The organism is Victivallis sp. (assembly GCF_048170485.1).
Classification (GTDB): Bacteria; Verrucomicrobiota; Lentisphaeria; order Victivallales; family Victivallaceae; genus Victivallis.
The window spans coordinates 1-18,568 of record NZ_DBEXAY010000320.1 but is presented as its reverse complement, the minus strand read 5'-3'; the positions used below and the strand labels follow the sequence as shown (position 1 = coordinate 18,568).

13 protein-coding genes are annotated in these 18,568 nt (G+C 60.2%); 8 read left to right on the top strand and 5 right to left on the bottom strand.

The annotated features are described in order from the left end of the window. The first annotated feature begins 108 nt into the window (after positions 1 to 108). The 6 genes from ACMLHG_RS16410 to hydG all read left to right on the top strand — a co-directional run bounded on the left by ACMLHG_RS16410 (position 109) and on the right by hydG (position 7,155). Positions 109 to 1,176, top strand: a complete 1,068-nt coding sequence (locus ACMLHG_RS16410; protein ID WP_417171176.1) for a substrate-binding domain-containing protein — start codon at positions 109 to 111, stop codon at positions 1,174 to 1,176. Further along, entirely contained in the window at positions 1,166 to 1,924 is a 759-nt protein-coding gene (locus ACMLHG_RS16405) for a prepilin-type N-terminal cleavage/methylation domain-containing protein (RefSeq protein WP_295807700.1), read from the top strand. Before ACMLHG_RS16410 ends, ACMLHG_RS16405 begins: the two co-directional genes overlap by 11 nt. 11 nt (positions 1,925 to 1,935) lie before the next feature. Further along, entirely contained in the window at positions 1,936 to 4,602 is a 2,667-nt protein-coding gene (locus ACMLHG_RS16400; protein ID WP_417171175.1) for a beta-galactosidase, read from the top strand. 76 nt (positions 4,603 to 4,678) lie between these two features. Beyond that, entirely contained in the window at positions 4,679 to 5,206 is a 528-nt protein-coding gene (locus ACMLHG_RS16395) for a hypothetical protein (protein WP_417171174.1), read from the top strand. A 238-nt stretch (positions 5,207 to 5,444) separates the two neighbouring features. Further along, entirely contained in the window at positions 5,445 to 5,708 is a 264-nt protein-coding gene (locus tag ACMLHG_RS16390; protein WP_294433845.1) for a TM1266 family iron-only hydrogenase system putative regulator, read from the top strand. 28 nt (positions 5,709 to 5,736) lie between these two features. Next, positions 5,737 to 7,155 (top strand): [FeFe] hydrogenase H-cluster radical SAM maturase HydG, encoded by a 1,419-nt coding sequence (hydG, locus tag ACMLHG_RS16385; RefSeq protein ID WP_295807694.1) that lies wholly within the window; start codon positions 5,737 to 5,739, stop codon positions 7,153 to 7,155. A 71-nt stretch (positions 7,156 to 7,226) separates the two neighbouring features. On the opposite strand, the gene ACMLHG_RS16380 is transcribed toward hydG, so the two are convergent. After that, entirely contained in the window at positions 7,227 to 10,388 is a 3,162-nt protein-coding gene (locus ACMLHG_RS16380; RefSeq protein ID WP_417171173.1) for a glycoside hydrolase family 2 TIM barrel-domain containing protein, read from the bottom strand. A gap of 150 nt (positions 10,389 to 10,538) precedes the next feature. Between ACMLHG_RS16380 and ACMLHG_RS16375 the strand changes: the two genes are divergently transcribed. Together ACMLHG_RS16375 and ACMLHG_RS16370 are read left to right on the top strand one after the other, a co-directional pair. Then, positions 10,539 to 11,546 (top strand): LacI family DNA-binding transcriptional regulator, encoded by a 1,008-nt coding sequence (locus ACMLHG_RS16375; RefSeq protein ID WP_417171172.1) that lies wholly within the window; start codon positions 10,539 to 10,541, stop codon positions 11,544 to 11,546. Positions 11,547 to 11,698: 152 nt separating this feature from the next. Then, positions 11,699 to 12,550, top strand: coding sequence for an arginase family protein (locus tag ACMLHG_RS16370; RefSeq protein ID WP_294433836.1), 852 nt, complete (start codon positions 11,699 to 11,701; stop codon positions 12,548 to 12,550). Between the two features lie 28 nt (positions 12,551 to 12,578). Here the strand turns inward: ACMLHG_RS16370 and ACMLHG_RS16365 are convergent, their stop codons facing one another. The 4 genes from ACMLHG_RS16365 to ACMLHG_RS16350 form a co-directional block, all read right to left on the bottom strand. After that, complete coding sequence (locus tag ACMLHG_RS16365; protein ID WP_417171171.1) at positions 12,579 to 15,644, bottom strand: sugar-binding protein; 3,066 nt, start codon at positions 15,642 to 15,644, stop codon at positions 12,579 to 12,581. Next, on the bottom strand, positions 15,641 to 16,570 hold the full coding sequence (locus ACMLHG_RS16360) for a hypothetical protein (protein ID WP_417171170.1): 930 nt from the start codon (positions 16,568 to 16,570) through the stop codon (positions 15,641 to 15,643). Before ACMLHG_RS16360 ends, ACMLHG_RS16365 begins: the two co-directional genes overlap by 4 nt. 40 nt (positions 16,571 to 16,610) lie before the next feature. Continuing rightward, complete coding sequence (locus ACMLHG_RS16355; RefSeq protein WP_417171169.1) at positions 16,611 to 17,324, bottom strand: DUF1559 domain-containing protein; 714 nt, start codon at positions 17,322 to 17,324, stop codon at positions 16,611 to 16,613. 184 nt (positions 17,325 to 17,508) lie between these two features. After that, on the bottom strand, positions 17,509 to 18,414 hold the full coding sequence (locus tag ACMLHG_RS16350; protein ID WP_417171168.1) for an AraC family transcriptional regulator: 906 nt from the start codon (positions 18,412 to 18,414) through the stop codon (positions 17,509 to 17,511). Positions 18,415 to 18,568: the final 154 nt, after the last annotated feature.

The following is an 18,568-nucleotide window of genomic DNA, read 5'->3' as shown; positions in this document are numbered from 1 at the left end:
ATTGTAAAAAACATTCCGGCAAAAATCATCTTTTTTATTTAATACATCTTGACATGAATGTATCAATACACTATACTTGAAATTGAAGGGACAAGTGCAAAGGGAAATATGGCTTCGGAAAAATCGGAACAGCTCTATCTGCAGATGAAGCAGGACATTACCAGGATGCCGCCCGACACCCGGCTCCAGTCGATCCGCGCTTTGATGCGTTCCTACTGTGTGAGTCAGCTGCTGATCGACCGGACACTCGGGCGGCTGCGGGAAGAGGGGTTGCTCCGCAAGCGTTCCGACGGACTGTACACCTATCTCTGTGAAGAGGCGGACTCCCAGGCGATCGCGCTCATCACCAGCAACTGGCCCTCCACGGTCCGGATGGAACAGCAGGAGTGTCTGAAACGGCGCGCGGCGCGGCGCAATCTGCGGATTCTTCCCCTCACCCACTCGTTCCGCGCCTCCTTCCGGTCGATCCGGCAGCAGGAAAATCTCAAGGCGATTCTGATTTCGCCGCCGAGTCCGCTGACGGCGGAGGATATCGATCAGATTCAGAACTCCCGGATTCCGATTCTGATCATCAACCACCAGTACGGAGAGCTGAATCTCAATTTTGTCTCCGCCTCCTATTTCGAAGGGGGCATGCTGGCCGCCGAATATCTGATCCGCAACGGTCACCGGAAACTTGCCCTGCTCTTTTCCCAGCCGCACAACTGGTGCATGAACCAGCGGGCGGCGGGTTTTCTGAAAACAGCAGAACTGCTCGGGGCAAAGGTTCGTCTGCTCGATGCGGCAGTACAGAACGGGGAAAACGCCGGCGAGAAAGTATATCCGTTTCTCATCAACTTTCTCAAGCATAAGAAACCCGACTTCACCGCCCTTTCCACGCTCTGCGACTGCTCGGCGAAAACGGCGATCTGCGCCCTGGCCGCGGCGGGATACCAGACGCCCGACGACATCAGCGTAATCGGCACCGAGGGACTCAACGCAAGTCAATATTTCCTTCCTCCCCTGACCTGCGTCGGCGTCGATCTTGCCCACTACATGGACACGATACTCGACGCCGTTGAAGAATTGATCCGGAATCCGGAACAGCAAATTCAGCTTATAGAGCCGCAAAAAATCTTTGTTCGCAGTTCGGTGAAAACAATCTCACCCCAGAAGGAGAACGCATATGAGAAGTAAAAGCCTGTCCGCACGAAGAGAAATTTTTACCTTGATTGAACTCCTCGTCGTTATTGCGATCATCGCCATCCTCGCGGCCATGTTGCTCCCGGCGTTGAACAAAGCGCGCGAACGGGGCAGGACAATTACCTGTCTGAACCAGAAGAAGGAGTGCATGCTGGCGCTGCTTCAATATGACAACGACTACGGCATGATTGCCGGAATCACCAAAGACGCCAAGTGCTGGTACAATCTGCTGGTGACCGGGAACCGGCCGGAAAACCTCGGCTACCTGAAACCGGCCATGCTGGTCTGTCCCTCCAACCAGTACGCACCGAAGGATCTGCTCTCCTTCTCCGACGATCAGGTCTCCTACGGCATGGAACGGATCGCCCATTACATGGAAACCGATCTTCTGACGGCAAACGGAGTCGGTTCCTGCTTCGATGTCTCCCGCAACAACACCTGGGGATTTCTCATTCCGGGCCGCGTCAGCTCTCCCTCGCGTTTTCTACTGATCGCCGACAGCGCCCGCGGAGGACACCAGAAGCCGTGGACCGGCTATCAGAACGGCGGCGGCGGCAGCAGTTTCTTTTACACCTATCAGGCGCATGAGCGGCGCATTCACCTGATCCACGCCGAGAGAACCACCGCAGGGTTCGTTGACGGTCATGCGGCGACACTCTCCTTCGGCCAGCTCTACACCGACACCACCAATCAGATCCGTTACGCCTATGCGCAGGACGGCATGACCCAACTGAACCAGTGAAAGGCCTCCCGATGAAATACCTGCTCACTCTTCTTTTCTTCTCTTCGCTGTTCTGCCGCGGCGCCGAATTCCAGGTGGATGGCCGTCAAGGTCTTCCGGTGATTCGGAAAGACGGCGTTCCCGTTTCCGCCCGGATGGTCTATGTCAGCAAAACAGCGCAGGAGATCGCCACGGTCAGACCGCAATGGAGTGATTTCACGCTCCGCTTCTCCATTCTGAAAAGCTGTGACAATGCGGCGCTGCACCTGCGTTTCTTCAGTCTGGCGTTTCAACGGAAACCGGAGGAAATTCGGTTCTCCCGGATTGAAGTGCGCGATGTCACAACCGGCCGCACCGTCAAACGCTACCGCTTCGACGGCGAAAAGATCGATCCGGATATCAGTTTCTGGTGTACCGGGAAATGGAAGAATGGCAAAAAGATGCCGATACCCGCCACGATCTCCAACCACCCTGCCCCGGGGATTCCCGGCGGAACGCTGCGAATTGCCTCGCCCGGGGATCCCTCCGGAAAGCTTGGGGAGTTCCACCTGATCCTCTACGGAATCCCGGTGGAAAAAAACCGGGACTACGTTGTCCTCTGCCGCGCCCGTGCGGACCGGGAACAGAATTTAACCTCCTCCCTCTATCACCAGACGGCGGTTCCTCAGGCGTTGACCTATCCCGGGACCACGCTCCGGACCCAGGTGAAACTCGCCGCCGAATCCGGCATTCACTTCGTCACCTTCCCCATCGACAATCTCTGGCCGGATGCCGACGGCAACAGCGACTACTCCGTGCTCGACCGGATCTGCCGCATCATTCTGAAAGAGAATCCGAAAGCGCAGCTGATTCCGCGCATCGATTTGCGCACCCCTCCGGAATGGTGGAAAAAGCGCTATCCCGGGGAGATGATGAAATTCACCTCCGGAGGCAATGGAGGATATCCCTCCATCTCCTCGCTCCGCTACCGGCGGGACGCGGCGGAGGTCCTGCGCGGAGCAATCCGTTACTGCGAAAAGAATTTTCCCGACAACATGGCGGGCTATCACCCCACCGGCGGCAACACCCATGAATGGTTTTACTACCGCTCCCAGCGCAGAATCTTAAGCGGATACGACGAAGCGACCCGCCGGGCCTGGCGCAAGTACCTGACTGAAAAGTACAAAACAGCAGACGCCCTGCAACGCGCCTGGCAGCAGCCGGATATCTCTCCGGAAAACGCGGAGATTCCTTCCCCGGCATACCGGCAGAAGGAGCGGCAGAATTCTCTGCTCTCCCCCCGGCAAGACGCCCCGCTGATCGACTTCCATTTCTTCCTCCAGAAGGAGATGGCCGATACGGTGCTCACGATGGCGCGAACGGTGCGTGAAGAGACGGGGAAACGGCGGCTGTGCATTCTCTTTTACGGATATCTTTCGGAATTTTCCGCAATTGCGAACAGTCCGGCCTGTTCGGGCCATTACGCCCTGCGCCGGGTGCTGGCATCGCCGGATGTCGACCTGCTCGCCGGTCCGATTTCCTATCTCGACCGTCAACTCGGCGGCGGCAGTACGACGATGACCGCGGCGGATTCCATTCTGCTGGCCGGAAAGCTCTGGTTGAACGAAGACGACACCAGCACTCACACCGCATACCGGAACGGCAACCGGGCACCGGGTTGGAAAAACGGCGCAATGACGCTTACCGAAAGCCTCTTTCTCCTGCGCCGCAATCTGGCTTTTGCGACCTTTCACGGCTTCGGCATCTGGTGGATGGATCTTTTCGGCGCGGGATGGTTCTCCGACCCGGAACTCTGGAAGCTGATGCGGGAAACCGATTCACTCGATGCGGAAATGCGGGATCAGCAGATCCCCATCGTTCCTCAGGTTGCCGAGATCGTCGATGAAACCTCCCTGCTCTATCTCTCCCCCGCCGGATTCCGACGGAACTACAACTCCGCCGTTTCCTATCCGCTGATCAAAAACGGCCGTGCGGCACGGGCACGCACCGGAGCCTCCACCGGTCAATATCTGCTGGATGATCTGCTGGCCGGCAAAGTTCGTTCCGAACTTAACATCATCACCTCCGCGTGGGCTCTGACCGGGCAACAACGGCGGCAGCTCCGGGCAACCGCGAAGCACACACCGACCTTCTGGTGCTGGGCACCGGGCTGGCTCGATCTCTCTACCGGGCAATTCTCAACCGGCACGGTCGAACAAACGACCGGATTCCAGGTTCGACAACTGGAAAATGAATCCTTCGCCATCCGTCCGACACCCGCCGGGATACAATTCGGTCTGGCTCCCGCCGGGAGCGGAAAAATGGAGGAAACCGGCAATCCGGTACTCTCTCCCGTGCCGCAGGAAGGCGACCTCGTTCTCGCGGAATACCGCAGCGGAGCCCCGGCCATTCTCCTCCGGCCGGGCAGAGTTCCCGCGCTGTTCTGCGGCACCACCGCCGTTCCGCCGGAACTCTACCGTGCCTTTGCGGCATATGCGGGAGTGCATCTGTATACGGACCGCCCGGCCTACGTGCAGAGACGGGGAAATTATCTCAGCATCTGCGCTCCGGAAGACGGCCTCTATGAAATCAATCCGGGGGAAAACTGCAAAACGGTCGATCTTCAGAACGGGAAGACAGTTGGAACCAATTCGAAATTCCACCTTTCGCTGAAAAAAGGAGAATGCCGGATTTTGAAACGGATTGAAATCCGCCCCTGATTCCTGCTCCGCACGAAAACAGAAAAAAACGTTTAGTGAAAAAGTCCGTCGCGACTTCCCCGGCGTAAGTTGCGACGTGATCTCCGTCAACTACGGCACGGACAACTTCAGCGATTACCGGGCGGCGGAGACTCCCTTTGAGCCCAACGTGACCAAACTCCTGCTTCTCACGCTGCCGCCGGACGAGGAGCTGGCGGTTCGTCTGCTCGACTGCGGCCGGGAGGCGGGGCTGACGCCTTTCTGCGGCGCTTCGCGCGACGGCCGGTTCGGTGCAATCTATTTCGGATTGAAAAATCCGCAGCCGGAGCTGGACCGCTTATACCCCCGCGCCGCACGCAAACTCTTCGCCGAAGCGGAACGGCTGGCCAATGTACTGGGCCGGAAAGTGGTGAGAATGGAAGATCTCTCCCGCTTCGTTCCCCGCGATGCCGCGTATGAGGTGCAGTTCAAAGCGATCAAAGTGATTCTGCCGGGTGAATTCTACTCGGTGGACCGGGAGAGAATCCGGATCGCCCTGCATCTGCACGCAAACTTTGCTGTCCGGGAAAAAAATTTCATTTCCTCCTCCACTCGTTCTGAGAAAGAGAATAAAACTCAAGAATAATTCTCAAAAAAACTTGTAAAAACAGAATTCTGAATTATACTATAAGAAGAGAAAAAATCCCGCGGCAGAAGGCTCCGGCCCGGCGCCCGGGGAGATCAATGGTTTGAAACGTTCCAACGGCGAGGGAGAAATTCTCCCGATCCTGAAGGCGGCAACCGGCCGGGTTCGCATGACATCCCCGGCGCGCTACTGCATTTCAGGCGCGCCGGGGATTTTTTTGTGCAGGAGTTCGAGCGCCATGGAAAGCAGAATCGCCCTCATCGGCATCATCGTGGAGGATACCGAAGCCTCCGAAAAGATCAACCGCATCCTTCACGAATACGTTCCCTACATCGTCGGACGCATGGGCATCCCCTACCGGAAACAGAACGTCTGCATCATCAGTCTCGTGATCGACGCCCCCAACGACGTCATCAGTTCGCTCTCCGGCAAACTCGGCATGGTCAAGGGTATCAGCGTCAAAACCCTCTACTCCCGACTGCCCGGAGACTCGGCGAAATAATCGGAATCAACCAACCAGGAGAAAAGATATGTACAACCCGAAATCATCCGTTGCGACCGAATTCATCGACGACGACGAGATCCAGCAGACGCTCGCCTACGCCGCCGCCAACAAAAACAACCGGGAACTGGTCGACTCCATCCTCGAAAAGGCGAAGGAGTGCAAAGGGCTCAGCCACCGCGAAGCCGCCGTCCTCCTCGAATGCGAACTGCCCGAAGAAAATGAGCGGATCCGCCACCTCGCCATGGAGATCAAGCAGAAATTCTACGGCAACCGGATCGTGATGTTCGCTCCGCTCTACCTCTCGAACTACTGCATCAACGGCTGCACCTACTGCCCCTATCACCGCTCGAACACCCACATCCGCCGCAAGAAGCTCACCCAGGATGAGATCCGCGCCGAAGTGATCGCCCTGCAGGACATGGGGCACAAGCGGCTCGCACTCGAAACCGGCGAGGACCCGAAGAACAACCCGATCGAATACGTCCTCGAAAGCATCAAGACCATCTACAGCATCAAGCACAAGAACGGCGCCATCCGCCGGGTCAACGTCAACATCGCCGCCACCACCGTCGAGAACTACCGCAAACTCAAGGAGGCCGGCATCGGCACCTACATCCTCTTCCAGGAGACCTACAACAAGAAGGCCTACGAGGAGCTGCATCCGACCGGCCCGAAACATGACTACGCCTACCACACCGAGGCGATGGACCGCGCGATGGAGGGCGGCATCGACGACGTCGGCTGCGGCGTCCTCTTCGGGCTGAACCTCTACCGCTACGACTTCGTCGGGCTGCTGATGCACGCGGAACACCTCGAAGCGGCCAAGGGGGTCGGGCCCCATACGATCAGCGTGCCGCGCATCCGCCACGCCGACGACATCAATCCGGAGAACTTCTCCAACGCCATCTCCGACGAAATCTTCGAGAAGATCGTCGCGGTGCTCCGCATCGCGGTTCCCTACACCGGGCTCATCATCTCCACCCGCGAATCGAAAGCGGCGCGCGAACGGGTGCTCAAGCTCGGCGTCTCCCAGATCTCCGGCGGGTCGCGCACCAGCGTCGGCGGCTACGTCAAGCAGGAGACCGAGGAGGAGAACTCCGCTCAGTTCGACGTCTCCGACAACCGCACCCTCGATCAGGTGGTCAACTGGCTGCTCGAACTCGGCTACATCCCGAGCTTCTGCACCGCCTGCTACCGCGAAGGACGCACCGGCGACCGCTTCATGCACCTGGTGAAGTCCGGGCAGATCGCCAACTGCTGTCAGCCGAACGCGCTGATGACCCTCAACGAGTATCTGGAGGACTACGCCTCCCCCGACACCCGGAAGAAGGGCGAAGCGGTCATCGCCGCGGAACTGCTCCGCATCCCGAACGAAAAGGTCCGGGCCATCGCGAAGGAGCATCTGCAGGAAATGCACGCCGGCAAGCGCGACTTCCGCTTCTGAGCGGGAATGTTCCGTTCACCAACTCCGCTTCGCGCCCCCTGTTTCCGGGGAGCGCGGAGCGTTTTTTTCGCTCACGCTTCGGTCACCCGCAGCAGGCAGCGGAAGTGATAATCGCCCGCCGGAATCCGGTACTGCGGCAGCGTATCCGGTCCACAGCTGGCGGTGCCGACGCCGCGCTGCCGCAGATCGAGGTGAAGCCACACCTTCCCGGAGTCGCGCAACTCATGCTCGTGCCGTTTCGTCTGGAGTTCCCCGATCGGATACCGCCCGATGGAGAACTCCATCGGCGCCGGCGCGAGGAACTCCAGCGCATACCGGAGCTTCGCCCCGCCGAGTTTCAGACGCCGCACACCGGTGCGGTGACCGTTCTCCTGCGGCATGATGTAGGGCACATGCATCGCATCGATCGTGGTGCGGTAAAGTCCGACTTCAGCGGCGGCGCAGCGGTCGATGTAGTTCTCGTGCGGCCCGCGCCCGAAGTATTCGACCGTCTCGAAGAGTCCGGGCAGTTCCAGCTCCACGCCGAGCCGCGGCAGATCGTCGATCCCCTCCTCCAACTCGAAACGGTTCTCCACTTCGATCCAGTTCCCCTCCGTGACCCGGACACGTTCGGAAAAGCGGATCCGCTTCCCTCCCGGCGTTGCGTAACTGCTCACCGTCTCCCTGCCTCCCGGAATCGCCCGGCTTTCACACGATTCCCGCCGGAAATCGAAATACCCCGCCTGAAGCCAGCGGTTCGCCGGTCGCCACGGGAACTCCGGGTTGCCGAATTCCCGCCGGATGCAGTCGTTGTCGGTCGTCGCCCGGATCACATTGAACGCCGGTCCGCGTTCGATCAGCCTCTCGTCGCGGCAGGTGAGCGAAAAGCGTCCGTCGTCGTCGAAGACCGGTTCCACCGGAATCCCGGCGACCGCCGCAGGCGCGGCGAAGGAGCGGAAGGGCAGCGCGAACTGTTCGGACGCCACCACATGCCCGGCCTCCGCCCAGCAATTCGCCTCGCGCAGAACCAGCCGCAGATTGAGAAAACACTCCTCCCCCGCCCGCAGGCCGGCCGGCTCCCGGACCGGCAGTTTCATCGCAAACCAGTTGTGCGGCTCCTCGTTGAAGATGTCGTGCCGCTCGGCCCCGGCGAAGTCGGGGATGAAGTTCTCCGGTTCGTGCGGCGGCAGTGCCGCCCTCCCCGCCGCGACGCTCCGGCCGTCGACGGTCACCTCCCATTCGAGTTCGCAGTCGGAGAGGTCGGTGAAACAGCGATGGTTGACGATGGCGATCAACCCCGAAGCGGGATCGACCGCGCGGAACTCCGCCGGCTGGGCCAGTTTTTTGAATTCGTACAGGCCGGGGTGCGGCGTTCTGTCCGGAAACACCAGCCCGTCGGTCACAAAGTTGGAGTCGTTCGGTTCGTCGCCGAAGTCGCCGCCGTACACCCAGTACTCCCGCCCGGAATCGTCCTTCCGGGCGATACCGTGGTCGATCCACTCCCAGATGAAGCCGCCCTGAAGTCCATGACAGCGGCGGAAGGCGGCGAAATAGTCCGCAAGAGAGCCGTTGCTGTTGCCCATCGCGTGGGAGAATTCACAGAGAATCATCGGCCGTTCGTCGTCGGTCGGATAGGAGGCCCAGTTGATGATGGTCCGCACATCCGGATACATCGGCGCAATGATGTCGGTAAGTTCGCGGTTGAGATTGGGCAGCCAGCCCCCCTCCTGCGAATAGATCGCCCGCTCGCAGAGGAAGACCCGCGATGGATCGACCCGGCGAATCCACGCCGCCGCCGCCGCGTGATTGGGGCCGATTCCCGACTCGTTGCCGAGCGACCAGACGATCACCGAGGGGTGGTTCCGGTCGCGCGTGACCAGATGGATCGCCCGGTCCATGTAGGGGAAGGCCCACGCCGGATTCATGCACAGATCGTAGAAGAAGGCGTGGTTCTCGATGTTCGCCTCGTCGAAAACGTAGAGGCCGTATTCGTCGCAGAGCTCGTAAAACTCCGGGGCGTCCGGATAGTGGCTGGTGCGGACGGCGTTGACGTTGAAGCGCTTCATAAGTTCGACGTCCCGCCGCATGGTTTCGAGCGTGAGGGTCCGGCCGGTGTGCGGATCGTGTTCGTGGCGGTTGACGCCGCAGATCAGCACCGGTTTGCCGTTGATCCGCAGTTCGCGATGGGCCACCTCCACCCGGCGGAATCCCACCCGGCAGCCGGAGAAATCCACCTCGCCCCGCACCCGGTGGCAGAGCGTCACCGTCAGCCGGTAGAGGAAGGGATCTTCGGCGCTCCAGTGGCGCGCGCCCGGCAGTTCCAGCCGGAGCCGGGAGTAGAAGCGGCGCGGGTCCTTGAGGTTGAAATACCCTTTGAACCCTTTCCGGGCGGCGACGGCGCTCTCGGAGGAGAGGACTTCGCGCCCGGTGCCGTCATAGAGTTTCACCCGGAAGAACCATCCCGCCTGCGGTTCGGTGGCGCCGACCTCGGTCATGCCGTCGCTCTTCCCGGAAAAGCCGCCGGCGACATCCAGTCCGGCGATGAGCTCCAGATCGAGCAGTCCGGTCCGCAGCGACTCATCCAGCGTGGCGGCGGCGAAGAAATCCTCGATGTGATTCTTCGGCATGGCGTGAAGCGAAACGCTGCGGACGATTCCGGCATGCCACCACTGGTCCTGATCCTCGACGTAGCTTGCGTCGGAGAACTGGCTCACCACCACCGAAAGCAGATTCTCCCCGGCGTGCACCCGGCCGGAGAGATCGAACTCCGACGCCCCCCGGGAGTCCTTGGAGAACCCCACCGCCTCACCGTTGAGAAACACCGCAAAGAAGTTCTCCACCCCGTCGAAGCGAAGCACCAGACGCCGGTCGAGCCACTCCTCCGGAATCCGGAAGTTCCGGCGGTAGACGCCGGTCGGATTTTTCTTCGGCGGATCGGGGGGCAGTTCGTCGAACGGCATGACGATGTTGGTGTAGTGCGGGTGGCCGTACCCCTGCATATCCCAGCATCCGGGGACAGTGATTTTCTCCCACGCGCCCGCGGCACCGGGCAGATGGTCGCCGTTCACCTCGTCGGGAGAGGAAAAGAAACGGAACTCCCACTCGCCATCCAGCAGGAGGCGCAGAGTTCCCTCCCCTCCCCGCCGGGCCTCCGCCTCGTCGGAAAAATGAAAAAACCAGGCACGCGGGGAGAGTTTCCCGCCGCCGACCGCCTCCGGACTGCTCCGGAGAATCCGCCCCAAATCAAACGCCATGTCTCGCTCCTTCGCCATTAACTGTCTTCGATTGACAATTAATTGTACTCCTTCTCACGAAAAAATGCAAGGAGAAGTGCGAATTTTCTGGAAAAATTTGCAAATTACTCCCAAGACAGTTATAGTAGAAAAAAGCGAGGAATTTTCTTCATGGTGACGATCAAAGAGGTGGCGGCGCGCGCCGGCGTTCCGGAAAAGACCGCGATGCGGGCGCTCTCCGGCCGGACACTCGGCGTGCGGAAAGACGCCCGCGAACGGGCAGAACGGGTGCGGAAGGCGGCGGCGGAGCTGGGCTATCAGCCGTCGGCCATCTCCCGCGCCCTCCGGCAGGGGAAAACCCGGACCCTCGGACTGCTGACCGGATGCATCACCAACCAGTACTACGCCGCCCTGGCGGAAACCGCGATGATGGAGGCCTCCCGCGCCGGCTACCGGCTCCTGCTGGAATTGACCGGGTCGCAGCCGGAGCGTGTCGCCGACGGCGTGAAGAATTTTCTCGCCTCACGGGTGGATGGCATCCTCACGACCGAGGCGGCGGGCGAACACGCCGTCGGACGGGTTCTGGCGAAGCGGAAGTTCCCGGTCATGCTCTTCGACACTCCGTCAAAGGAGGGGTTCAGCGCAGTCTATGCGGACTACTCCCGGACGATTCCGGCGGCGGTCCGCCACCTTGCCGCACGCGGGCGCAGAAGGATCACCTTTCTGCTCCATCCTTCCACCAGTCTGCTCCATGCCCGGCTGTTGGCGCTCTTCCGCGACAGCTGTCTCGCCGCCGGGGTGGAGCCGGAGTGCCTCCCGGCCGGTACGCTCGACGAGATGGCCAGTCACGCCGAACGGCGTCCTGAAGCGGTGCTGATCTACGGCAACTACAAGCTGATCCGCTTTCTGCGGCGCGCTGCGGAGCTGCCCGGCTATCAACCGGATGCGGTCGGTTTCTTCAACCCGTGGAGCTGGCACACCCGGCAGCCGGGGCTCACCGGCGCGATACTGGCGCCTTCGGAGGAGATGACCCGCGCCGCCGTCCGCGAACTCATCGCCGAGGCGGAGGAGCAGAGTCCTGCCCGCACGATCGCATTCGACACGGAGTTCTTCCCGGCGGAGGAGTTCGGCCGGATCCACGCGCCGGACCTCAACGCCGACTTCCTGCCCCGGGAGTGAAAGCAGCCAGCCCCGGAAATCGTTCGATTTCGCTCCGATTGCAACTTGACGGGACCGGGTTTTCGATGTAGTTTTCCTTCCTGCGAGTTCTCCCATTGCCGCCGAAGCGGGGGAGCTGTCGACGACCGGCGGCAACAACTTTGAGGTGCAGCATGAAAACCATTCGCTTACTCTATCCGGACTACGTCAGCGGCGGTCTGGAAACCTACTATCTCGGAGCCGCTCTGATGGCCGCCATCCTGCCGGAAAACCGCCGCCAGCCTCTGGTCAAAGTTTCGATCGCCCCGCCTGACGGAAAAGAGAAACCCATCCGCCACGGCCTCTATGCAGAAGCGGAGGTGTTGGCAGGCATCGCGGATGCGCAGAGAAAAATCGCGGCCGAACAGCCGGACCGCATCATCACCATCGGCGGGAACTGCATGGTTTCCCTGGCGCCGTTCGACTATCTGCACGGCCGGTATGAGAACACCGGCATCGTCTGGATCGACGCTCATCCGGATGTCTCCACGCCGAATGACGGCTACCCCAACGCGCACGCCATGGTGTTGGGCTCCCTCATGGGGAACGGCGCGCCCCAGCTGGCCGGCATGCTGAAACACCGCCGGTTCCGGGCGGATGAGATTCTGTACGTCGGATTGCAGCCGCTCCACTCCTATCAGGAAAACTTTCTGAACGGCGCCGGAGTCTCCTACAAAATCCAGCGGGATGAATTCGTCTCCGACGGCGAAATCAGGAACTTTCTGGATCGTTTCGAACACATTCTGATCCATTTCGATGTCGATGTGCTCGATGAGCATCTCTTTCGCGCCACCTACTTCGCCAATCCGGAACTCACCGGAGACGGTTCCGGCGGCGGCAGAATGACGCTGGAAAAACTGACCGCGGTGCTGCACGGCATCGCCGACCACTCCGACGTAGTCGGCTTCACCATCGCGGAATATCTGCCGTTTGAAGCCGAAAAACTGCACAACATGTTCGCCGGCCTCCGGCTGTTCACCGACTGAGCGCGGCCATTCCGCCGGAAGGCTCACTTCAGCGGAACCAGATGCCGAAGCCGTTCCGGTAGAGGTGGTTCTTCCGGGTGCCGCTCCAGGTGAGCTGGGTGAGCCGCCCGGCGCCGTCGTTATCGTCGAGCGCGACGTCGAACCGCACCGGAGAACCCGGAGCGAGGCGCAGTTCCGTCCACGGAATTGCCAGGGTGGCACTATACCCCTCCGCCGTGTCACGCACCTGCCAGCGCAGTGCCGCAATATCCACCTTGCCCTGCCCTTTCAGAAATGCCGGATGCCCCTCCGCCGCCGGACAGAGGAACAGCCGGAACACGTTACGGGTGTACTCCCGCCGCTCCATGTCAGAGAGCGGCGCGCGGTCGAAGAAGAGCTCCAGCCCATCCATCTCCCACGGCGTCGACGGCAGATGCCGCCCCCGGCGGGAATCCTTCACCTCGAAGCAGAGATGGAAATATTGCTCATCCGCCGCTGCGGAAAACTCCATCGAGGAATTCTCAGGATCATACTCCGGCACCTTCCCGAAGGTCAGCCGGTCCGGCGTGCCGAGGTGCACTGTCGCCCCGCCCCGCAGCAGAGAAACCGCTTCCACCGGCAGCGAAACCGTCTGTGTCCTCGTGCCGTCGTACACCATCACCTTCACCGTTCCTGCCGGAAGACGGGTCCCGTCCGAAACCGCAACCGGCAGCAGAATGACCGCGGTTTTCCCCGGCTCGAGCCGCAGCGGAGAGGAGCCGGGCGATGCCGCCTTCGCTCCCGGTGCGGAGACGAGCCGCACCCGGAGATTCTGCAGCTCCGAACGGTAACTGCGAAACTCCACCGCAACCGCCGGCACTCCCTCTTTGACGAAATATCCGGCCCGGGTGATCCGGTACCCCGTCTCCGACACAATCCGGCACTTTTTCAACGCCTGAACCAGTGCATCCACATCCTTTTTCCCCTTGATGTAGAGCGGGTCGCGCGGCACGCGAAGTTTCGGGTTCCATTTGACCGGATTGCCGAAGAGGTCGAAGAGTTCCACCTCATCCGCCCCCGGCAGTGCGATGTCAAATTCCAGCCCGGGCGCATAGTTCCACAGCGCGGCAATCGGCTTCCCGTCCCGCTGCCGGTAGACGTAGAGCGTAACGCCACGCGGCGTCTCCAGCCGCGTCACCGGCACCGCCCCCTCCAGGAAGCGGGCAAAGGCGTTGCCCGCGACATAGTGCTCCGACGGAATCAGGTGCCGCACCACCCGGCTCACCGCGTAACCGTAACCGGGATGGCGGTCCCGGCGGAAGAACATGCTGTCCGGCAGCAATGTCTCCTGCCGCACTCCCTCCCCCAGATCGACCAGCATCCGCCGGATGAAGTGAAACGCGCGCCCCTTGCTGGCATCGACCGGATGCGGCGGATTGTCATAGAGGTAGTAAAGTTCGGTGTTCCAGAGCGGCAACCCCTGACGGAACGAGGCGATGGTCCGGCGGATCGAATCGATCGCCGTCCGCGACGGGTTCGGCGACCCCTCCTCCCGCGAGGAGTAGGGATGAAACGAGACGATGTCGGTGTACTGAAATCCGCCCGCCTTGCCGAACCGTTCCAGAAACACCCCCATCTCGCCGCCGTGGTCGCCGGTGACGTTCGGAGCGACCACCTTGATTGAAGGATCGATCTTGCGGCACTCCTCGAAGGCGATCTTCAGGAGTTTCACGTAGTCCTCCGGCGTGGTGGTGAGATTCGCTTCGTTCAAAATCTCCCAGTAGAAAATCCGCCCCTTGAAGTGGCGTACCGTGGTTGCCACATAACGCCGCCAGTCTTCGAAATCCGGCAGGACGGCCGGATGCCCGTGAATTTTGAAGGTCTCACTCAATTTGCCACGCTTCAAAGCCCATTCCGGCAGATGGCGCTTCAGCAGATTGTTGCCGAGCACCCCCAGAATGAAACAGTTCTGCTTCCGGGCATGATCCACCAGATAGTCCGCCCGCCGGAAGTCGAACTTGCCCCGTTCCGGCTCGACGCTCTTCCACTCAAACGCCCGCCAGGCGCCGTTGCCGAGCCGCAGCAGACGCACCCCGCGATTGACGGAAAGCCGGCTGTACTCCGAAAAATCAGCTCCTTTCAGATGGTACCACGCCCGACCGCCGTTGATGTCGGGGTATTCGAATCCGAAACTCTCCTCGCTCCCCAGCAGGAAGTCCTTCGCGGGGTCCACCGTTCCGGGCTGATATTTCCCGGTCACCGCGAAACAGCAGGGCCAGAGTGTTCCCTTCTCCCCCGACGCGGTGCGGAACTCGCCGCGGAGCGAATAGACGCCGTACTCCTCCCGCTCCACCGGCAACTTCTGCCGCACCACTTCGCCGCCGGGCGGGAGTTTCCCCTTCCAGCGCCGTTCGGCAAGTTTTGTTCCCCGATAGTCGTCAAACTCCCGCAGAATCACCTCCGCCTCGGCCTCCTTCGTCCCATAATTGATTCCGCTCAGCGTGCAGACAAGCGGCGGCTCCCCGTCGATCCGGCAGTGGCGCGGCGAATCGAGGGCAAACTCCACTTCGCCCTTCGGCGCGAACGGCAGCAGCGTCTTCCCGGGCGAAAGCATCATCGCATCGATCCACACCGTGGCGTCGGAGCCTTCTCCCCATAACAGATCCATGAAATACCAGCGGAATCCCTTCTTCGGCGTGAAAGTGATCGAATAACGCTGCCACTCCTTCCCCAGAGTGAAAAACTTCCGGTTGCCGTTGTCCCACTCGCCGTTCCGCCGGGTCTCGTCCCGGGTGATGACCGAGAAGATCAGCGCGCGCAGTTTCACCGGTTTGCTGCTGCGGGCATAGAACGAAAAGGTGTAGGCTGTGTCGTCGCGCAGTGCAATGTCCGGCGAACGGAACCCGAGCGGCACCCGATATGGATTGTCGAACCGCAGTGACACGTTACCGTGAACCGGCTGTTCCGGATCGGCGACCGGGGGGATGTTCCGCAGCTGACGAGGATCGGTGATATCGGCAAACCGCCGCGCATCGTAATCGGTCCCGCCGAGCTCGAAACTCGCGTCTGGCAACAGATTACCCGCCGATACGACGCCCCCGAGCAGAAGGAGGCTCCACAACAGTTGTTTTCTCATTTTACATTCTCCATCTTCAGTGCGGCATCCTTGATCTGGAGCCAGTTGCAATCGCCCGCCGGGGTGATCTGGATGCGTAGTACGCCGCGGAAGCGGCCGAGTTCCGGGGTCTTGAACTCAAAGGTGTAACGCTGCCACTCCGGGGTCACCAGCACCTTTCGGAACCGGTAGAAGTGCTTCTCGCCGGAGACCCAGCCGTCCGCCGTAAAAATAACCGGCAATTCCCGGTCCGCCTTCAGCCAGACCGAAGCCCGGTAGTTCCGGTTTCCCTCCGCCGGGAGACAGACGCTCTCCACACCGGCGCGAACCCCCTTTTCCGGCGTCAGTTTTACCGCATACCCTCCCTCAATGTGATCCTCCGCCGGAATCAGTTCCAGAAGCGAGGCACTGTTGCGGAAGCGCCACAGAAGTTTCCACTGCAACACGAGGTCGGGAGAGGTTTCCACTTTGACGGAAGCCTGTTCCTTCTCCGCGAGCGGGAAGAGTTTGATATTCCGGACCATGACGGAGGCTGGCGCCTTGCACTCGACATAGGCATCCATCCGGGCCGTTCCATCGGCGGGCATGTAGAAAACTCCGGTGACACGCTTCCATGCTTCGGAGAATTCGGCAACATCCCAGCCGCGGCGGTATTGCTCCGGCTGCACCTCCGGTTTCACCGCGGTTTTCAGCACCGTCTGCGGCGGTACCGCGCCGACGCCGCGATATTCGAGCGAATATCCGTAATATCCCTTCTTCAACGGCGTTTTCCACGTGACGCAGCTCCACTTGCCGGGCGCGGCGTGATACAGAAATTCTCCCTCTTTGACAACCACGTTAGAGCGCCCATACCGGTTCAGCTCCTGCGGCGCCAGATTCTCCGCCGCGAAGAGCGGAATTGCAATCCATCCGGCAAGGGCGGCAAGATAACATCTTTTCTTTGCCATGATTTTTTCTCCTTCGTTATGATGATCCGGCAGAAGACTTTTACCGATTCAAGTCGAACGACCACCCGGAGCCGCCGTTGAAGTCAATCCATTTGAGCGTAACCGGCCAGGGGCGGGACGCCACGGCACCGGAGGCAAACAGGAACGGCGCCTTCCGGTTGTGGACAAAAAGATTGGTCAGTATCTCGGTGGCTCTCATCTGATCATCCGATATGGGATTCGGGGCCAGAATCGCCTGTTTCCATGAAACATATTCCGGCGGAAAGTTCGACATCAGCACAACACGGGGAGCCAGTTTTGACAGATTTCCGCCGCGCATGCTCTGGTAATCAGCGGTATCCGTCCGATATTCCCAGCTGAACCCATCCACTTTGGGGGCACAGGACCAGGTTACCTGATAGGAGGAGAGATAGACGGTGTCCTCGTTCTCCTTCGGCACATCCTGATACGCGGGGCAGAACATCACCCCCTTCATCGACGGTTCCGACTCCGGAATTCCCAGATAGCGGGCAAGATAGTCGCGGAGCAGATTCCCCTTGTTGTTGATGACCTTGGGCAGTTGATCCCGGAAGTCGGAGCAGTACATCGAGGTCGCGGTTCCCAGCTGCTTCAAATTGCTGATGCAGCTGGTCTCCTTCGCCGCCTCCCGCGCCCGGTTCAACGCGGGCAGCAGCATGGCGGCCAGAATCGCGATGATCGCAATAACGATCAGAAGTTCAATCAGCGTAAATCTGCGGCAATCCGTTGGGACCATATCCTTTCTCCTTCTCTGTTCAACCACTCCGGTTCTGCCATTAATTATAGCAAAAATCGCGGAAGAAAGCAATGGGGGGAGGCCACTTTTCAAGAAATTTTTTTGATACATTCTGAAACAAATGAAACAGCCGGAGTCTGCCACCATCCTCCGGAGGGACTTTCTTCGAGACAGGCAGGAAGAATCAACACGTCTCCGGGGGATGAGGCGTCTCCGGAACCTTCTCCTGCGCGGAAAAGATCTGCACATTCTTCAGGGATCTCTCGCGGAAATTGCTGGGAGAGAGCCCGCGGCGCTCCCGGAACAGATTCGAGAAATGAAACGGCGAAGAACAGCCGAGGCGATAGGCGATCTCCTTGATGGAGAGCTCCGTGTTTTTCAGCAGATATTCCGCGGCAAGCATCTTGCGGCGCAGATAGTATTCCCGGCATGACACCCCCTGAAAGCGGCGCATCAACCGGTCCATCGTCGAATGGGAAACTCCGGTCCGACGGACAAGTTCCGCAACCGAAAACGGCCGGTCCAGCAGATTTTCGATCTCCTCCCGAATCCGGTAGAACAGCGGCGGAAGCGCCGGCATCGGCTGACCCGCATGGGCGAAATAACTCATGAGATAGTGGGTCTGCCCGATCAATTCCGGTTCATCGCCGGGGTGATTGGTCCGGAGGAGTTTCCCCATCCGGCGCAGGCGGCGGCAGATCTCCTCCGGGTCCGGGAGGCGAAACTGCCGGACCGTATCCAGCCGGAGTCCTGCCGCGTACGCCTTGACCAGAGAGCCGCGAATTTCCAGCACCTGCTTCACATACGGCCCGGTGGTGAAGGACTCCTGCATGTAGAGCGAATCCATCGGAATCACCATCGCCTCCCCTGCATGCAGGATGTAATCCTTCCCCTCCACAACGTAGTGGATCTGCCCCGACAGCATGACGGAAAACAGCAGATAGGAGACACGGTGCATCTCCATCCGGTAGGGAGAGACCCGCTCCACCTCCTCCTCGCAGAATGGGTAGACCGGCGGCTCCTCCTCCTGCTGAAAACTCCAGTAGTTGCACTCAAAGGAAAGTACGCCATGAATGTCCGTCCGCCCCATTTTCACCTCCTTGGAATCTGCGGGAATTCAACATACACCGGCATGGCACTTTCCGCAACCGGAAGAGGGGAAATTTCTGCAAATAAAGCGAATTCGCCGGAAATTCCTTTGATCCTGATGTATGTTTTCCGGGCTGATTCTGTATGCCGAAACG

What these genes read in the sequence shown, in the direction of transcription:
- ACMLHG_RS16400 (WP_417171175.1), top strand. Translation starts at nt 1,936, where the DNA reads ATGAAATACCTGCTCACTCTTCTTTTCTTCTCTTCGCTGTTCTGCCGC.
- ACMLHG_RS16350 (WP_417171168.1), bottom strand. Translation starts at nt 18,414, where the DNA reads ATGGGGCGGACGGACATTCATGGCGTACTTTCCTTTGAGTGCAACTAC.
- ACMLHG_RS16370 (WP_294433836.1), top strand. Translation starts at nt 11,699, where the DNA reads ATGAAAACCATTCGCTTACTCTATCCGGACTACGTCAGCGGCGGTCTG.
- ACMLHG_RS16365 (WP_417171171.1), bottom strand. Translation starts at nt 15,644, where the DNA reads ATGAGAAAACAACTGTTGTGGAGCCTCCTTCTGCTCGGGGGCGTCGTA.
- ACMLHG_RS16390 (WP_294433845.1), top strand. Translation starts at nt 5,445, where the DNA reads ATGGAAAGCAGAATCGCCCTCATCGGCATCATCGTGGAGGATACCGAA.
- ACMLHG_RS16380 (WP_417171173.1), bottom strand. Translation starts at nt 10,388, where the DNA reads ATGGCGTTTGATTTGGGGCGGATTCTCCGGAGCAGTCCGGAGGCGGTC.
- ACMLHG_RS16410 (WP_417171176.1), top strand. Translation starts at nt 109, where the DNA reads ATGGCTTCGGAAAAATCGGAACAGCTCTATCTGCAGATGAAGCAGGAC.
- hydG (WP_295807694.1), top strand. Translation starts at nt 5,737, where the DNA reads ATGTACAACCCGAAATCATCCGTTGCGACCGAATTCATCGACGACGAC.
- ACMLHG_RS16355 (WP_417171169.1), bottom strand. Translation starts at nt 17,324, where the DNA reads ATGGTCCCAACGGATTGCCGCAGATTTACGCTGATTGAACTTCTGATC.
- ACMLHG_RS16405 (WP_295807700.1), top strand. Translation starts at nt 1,166, where the DNA reads ATGAGAAGTAAAAGCCTGTCCGCACGAAGAGAAATTTTTACCTTGATT.
- ACMLHG_RS16360 (WP_417171170.1), bottom strand. Translation starts at nt 16,570, where the DNA reads ATGGCAAAGAAAAGATGTTATCTTGCCGCCCTTGCCGGATGGATTGCA.
- ACMLHG_RS16375 (WP_417171172.1), top strand. Translation starts at nt 10,539, where the DNA reads ATGGTGACGATCAAAGAGGTGGCGGCGCGCGCCGGCGTTCCGGAAAAG.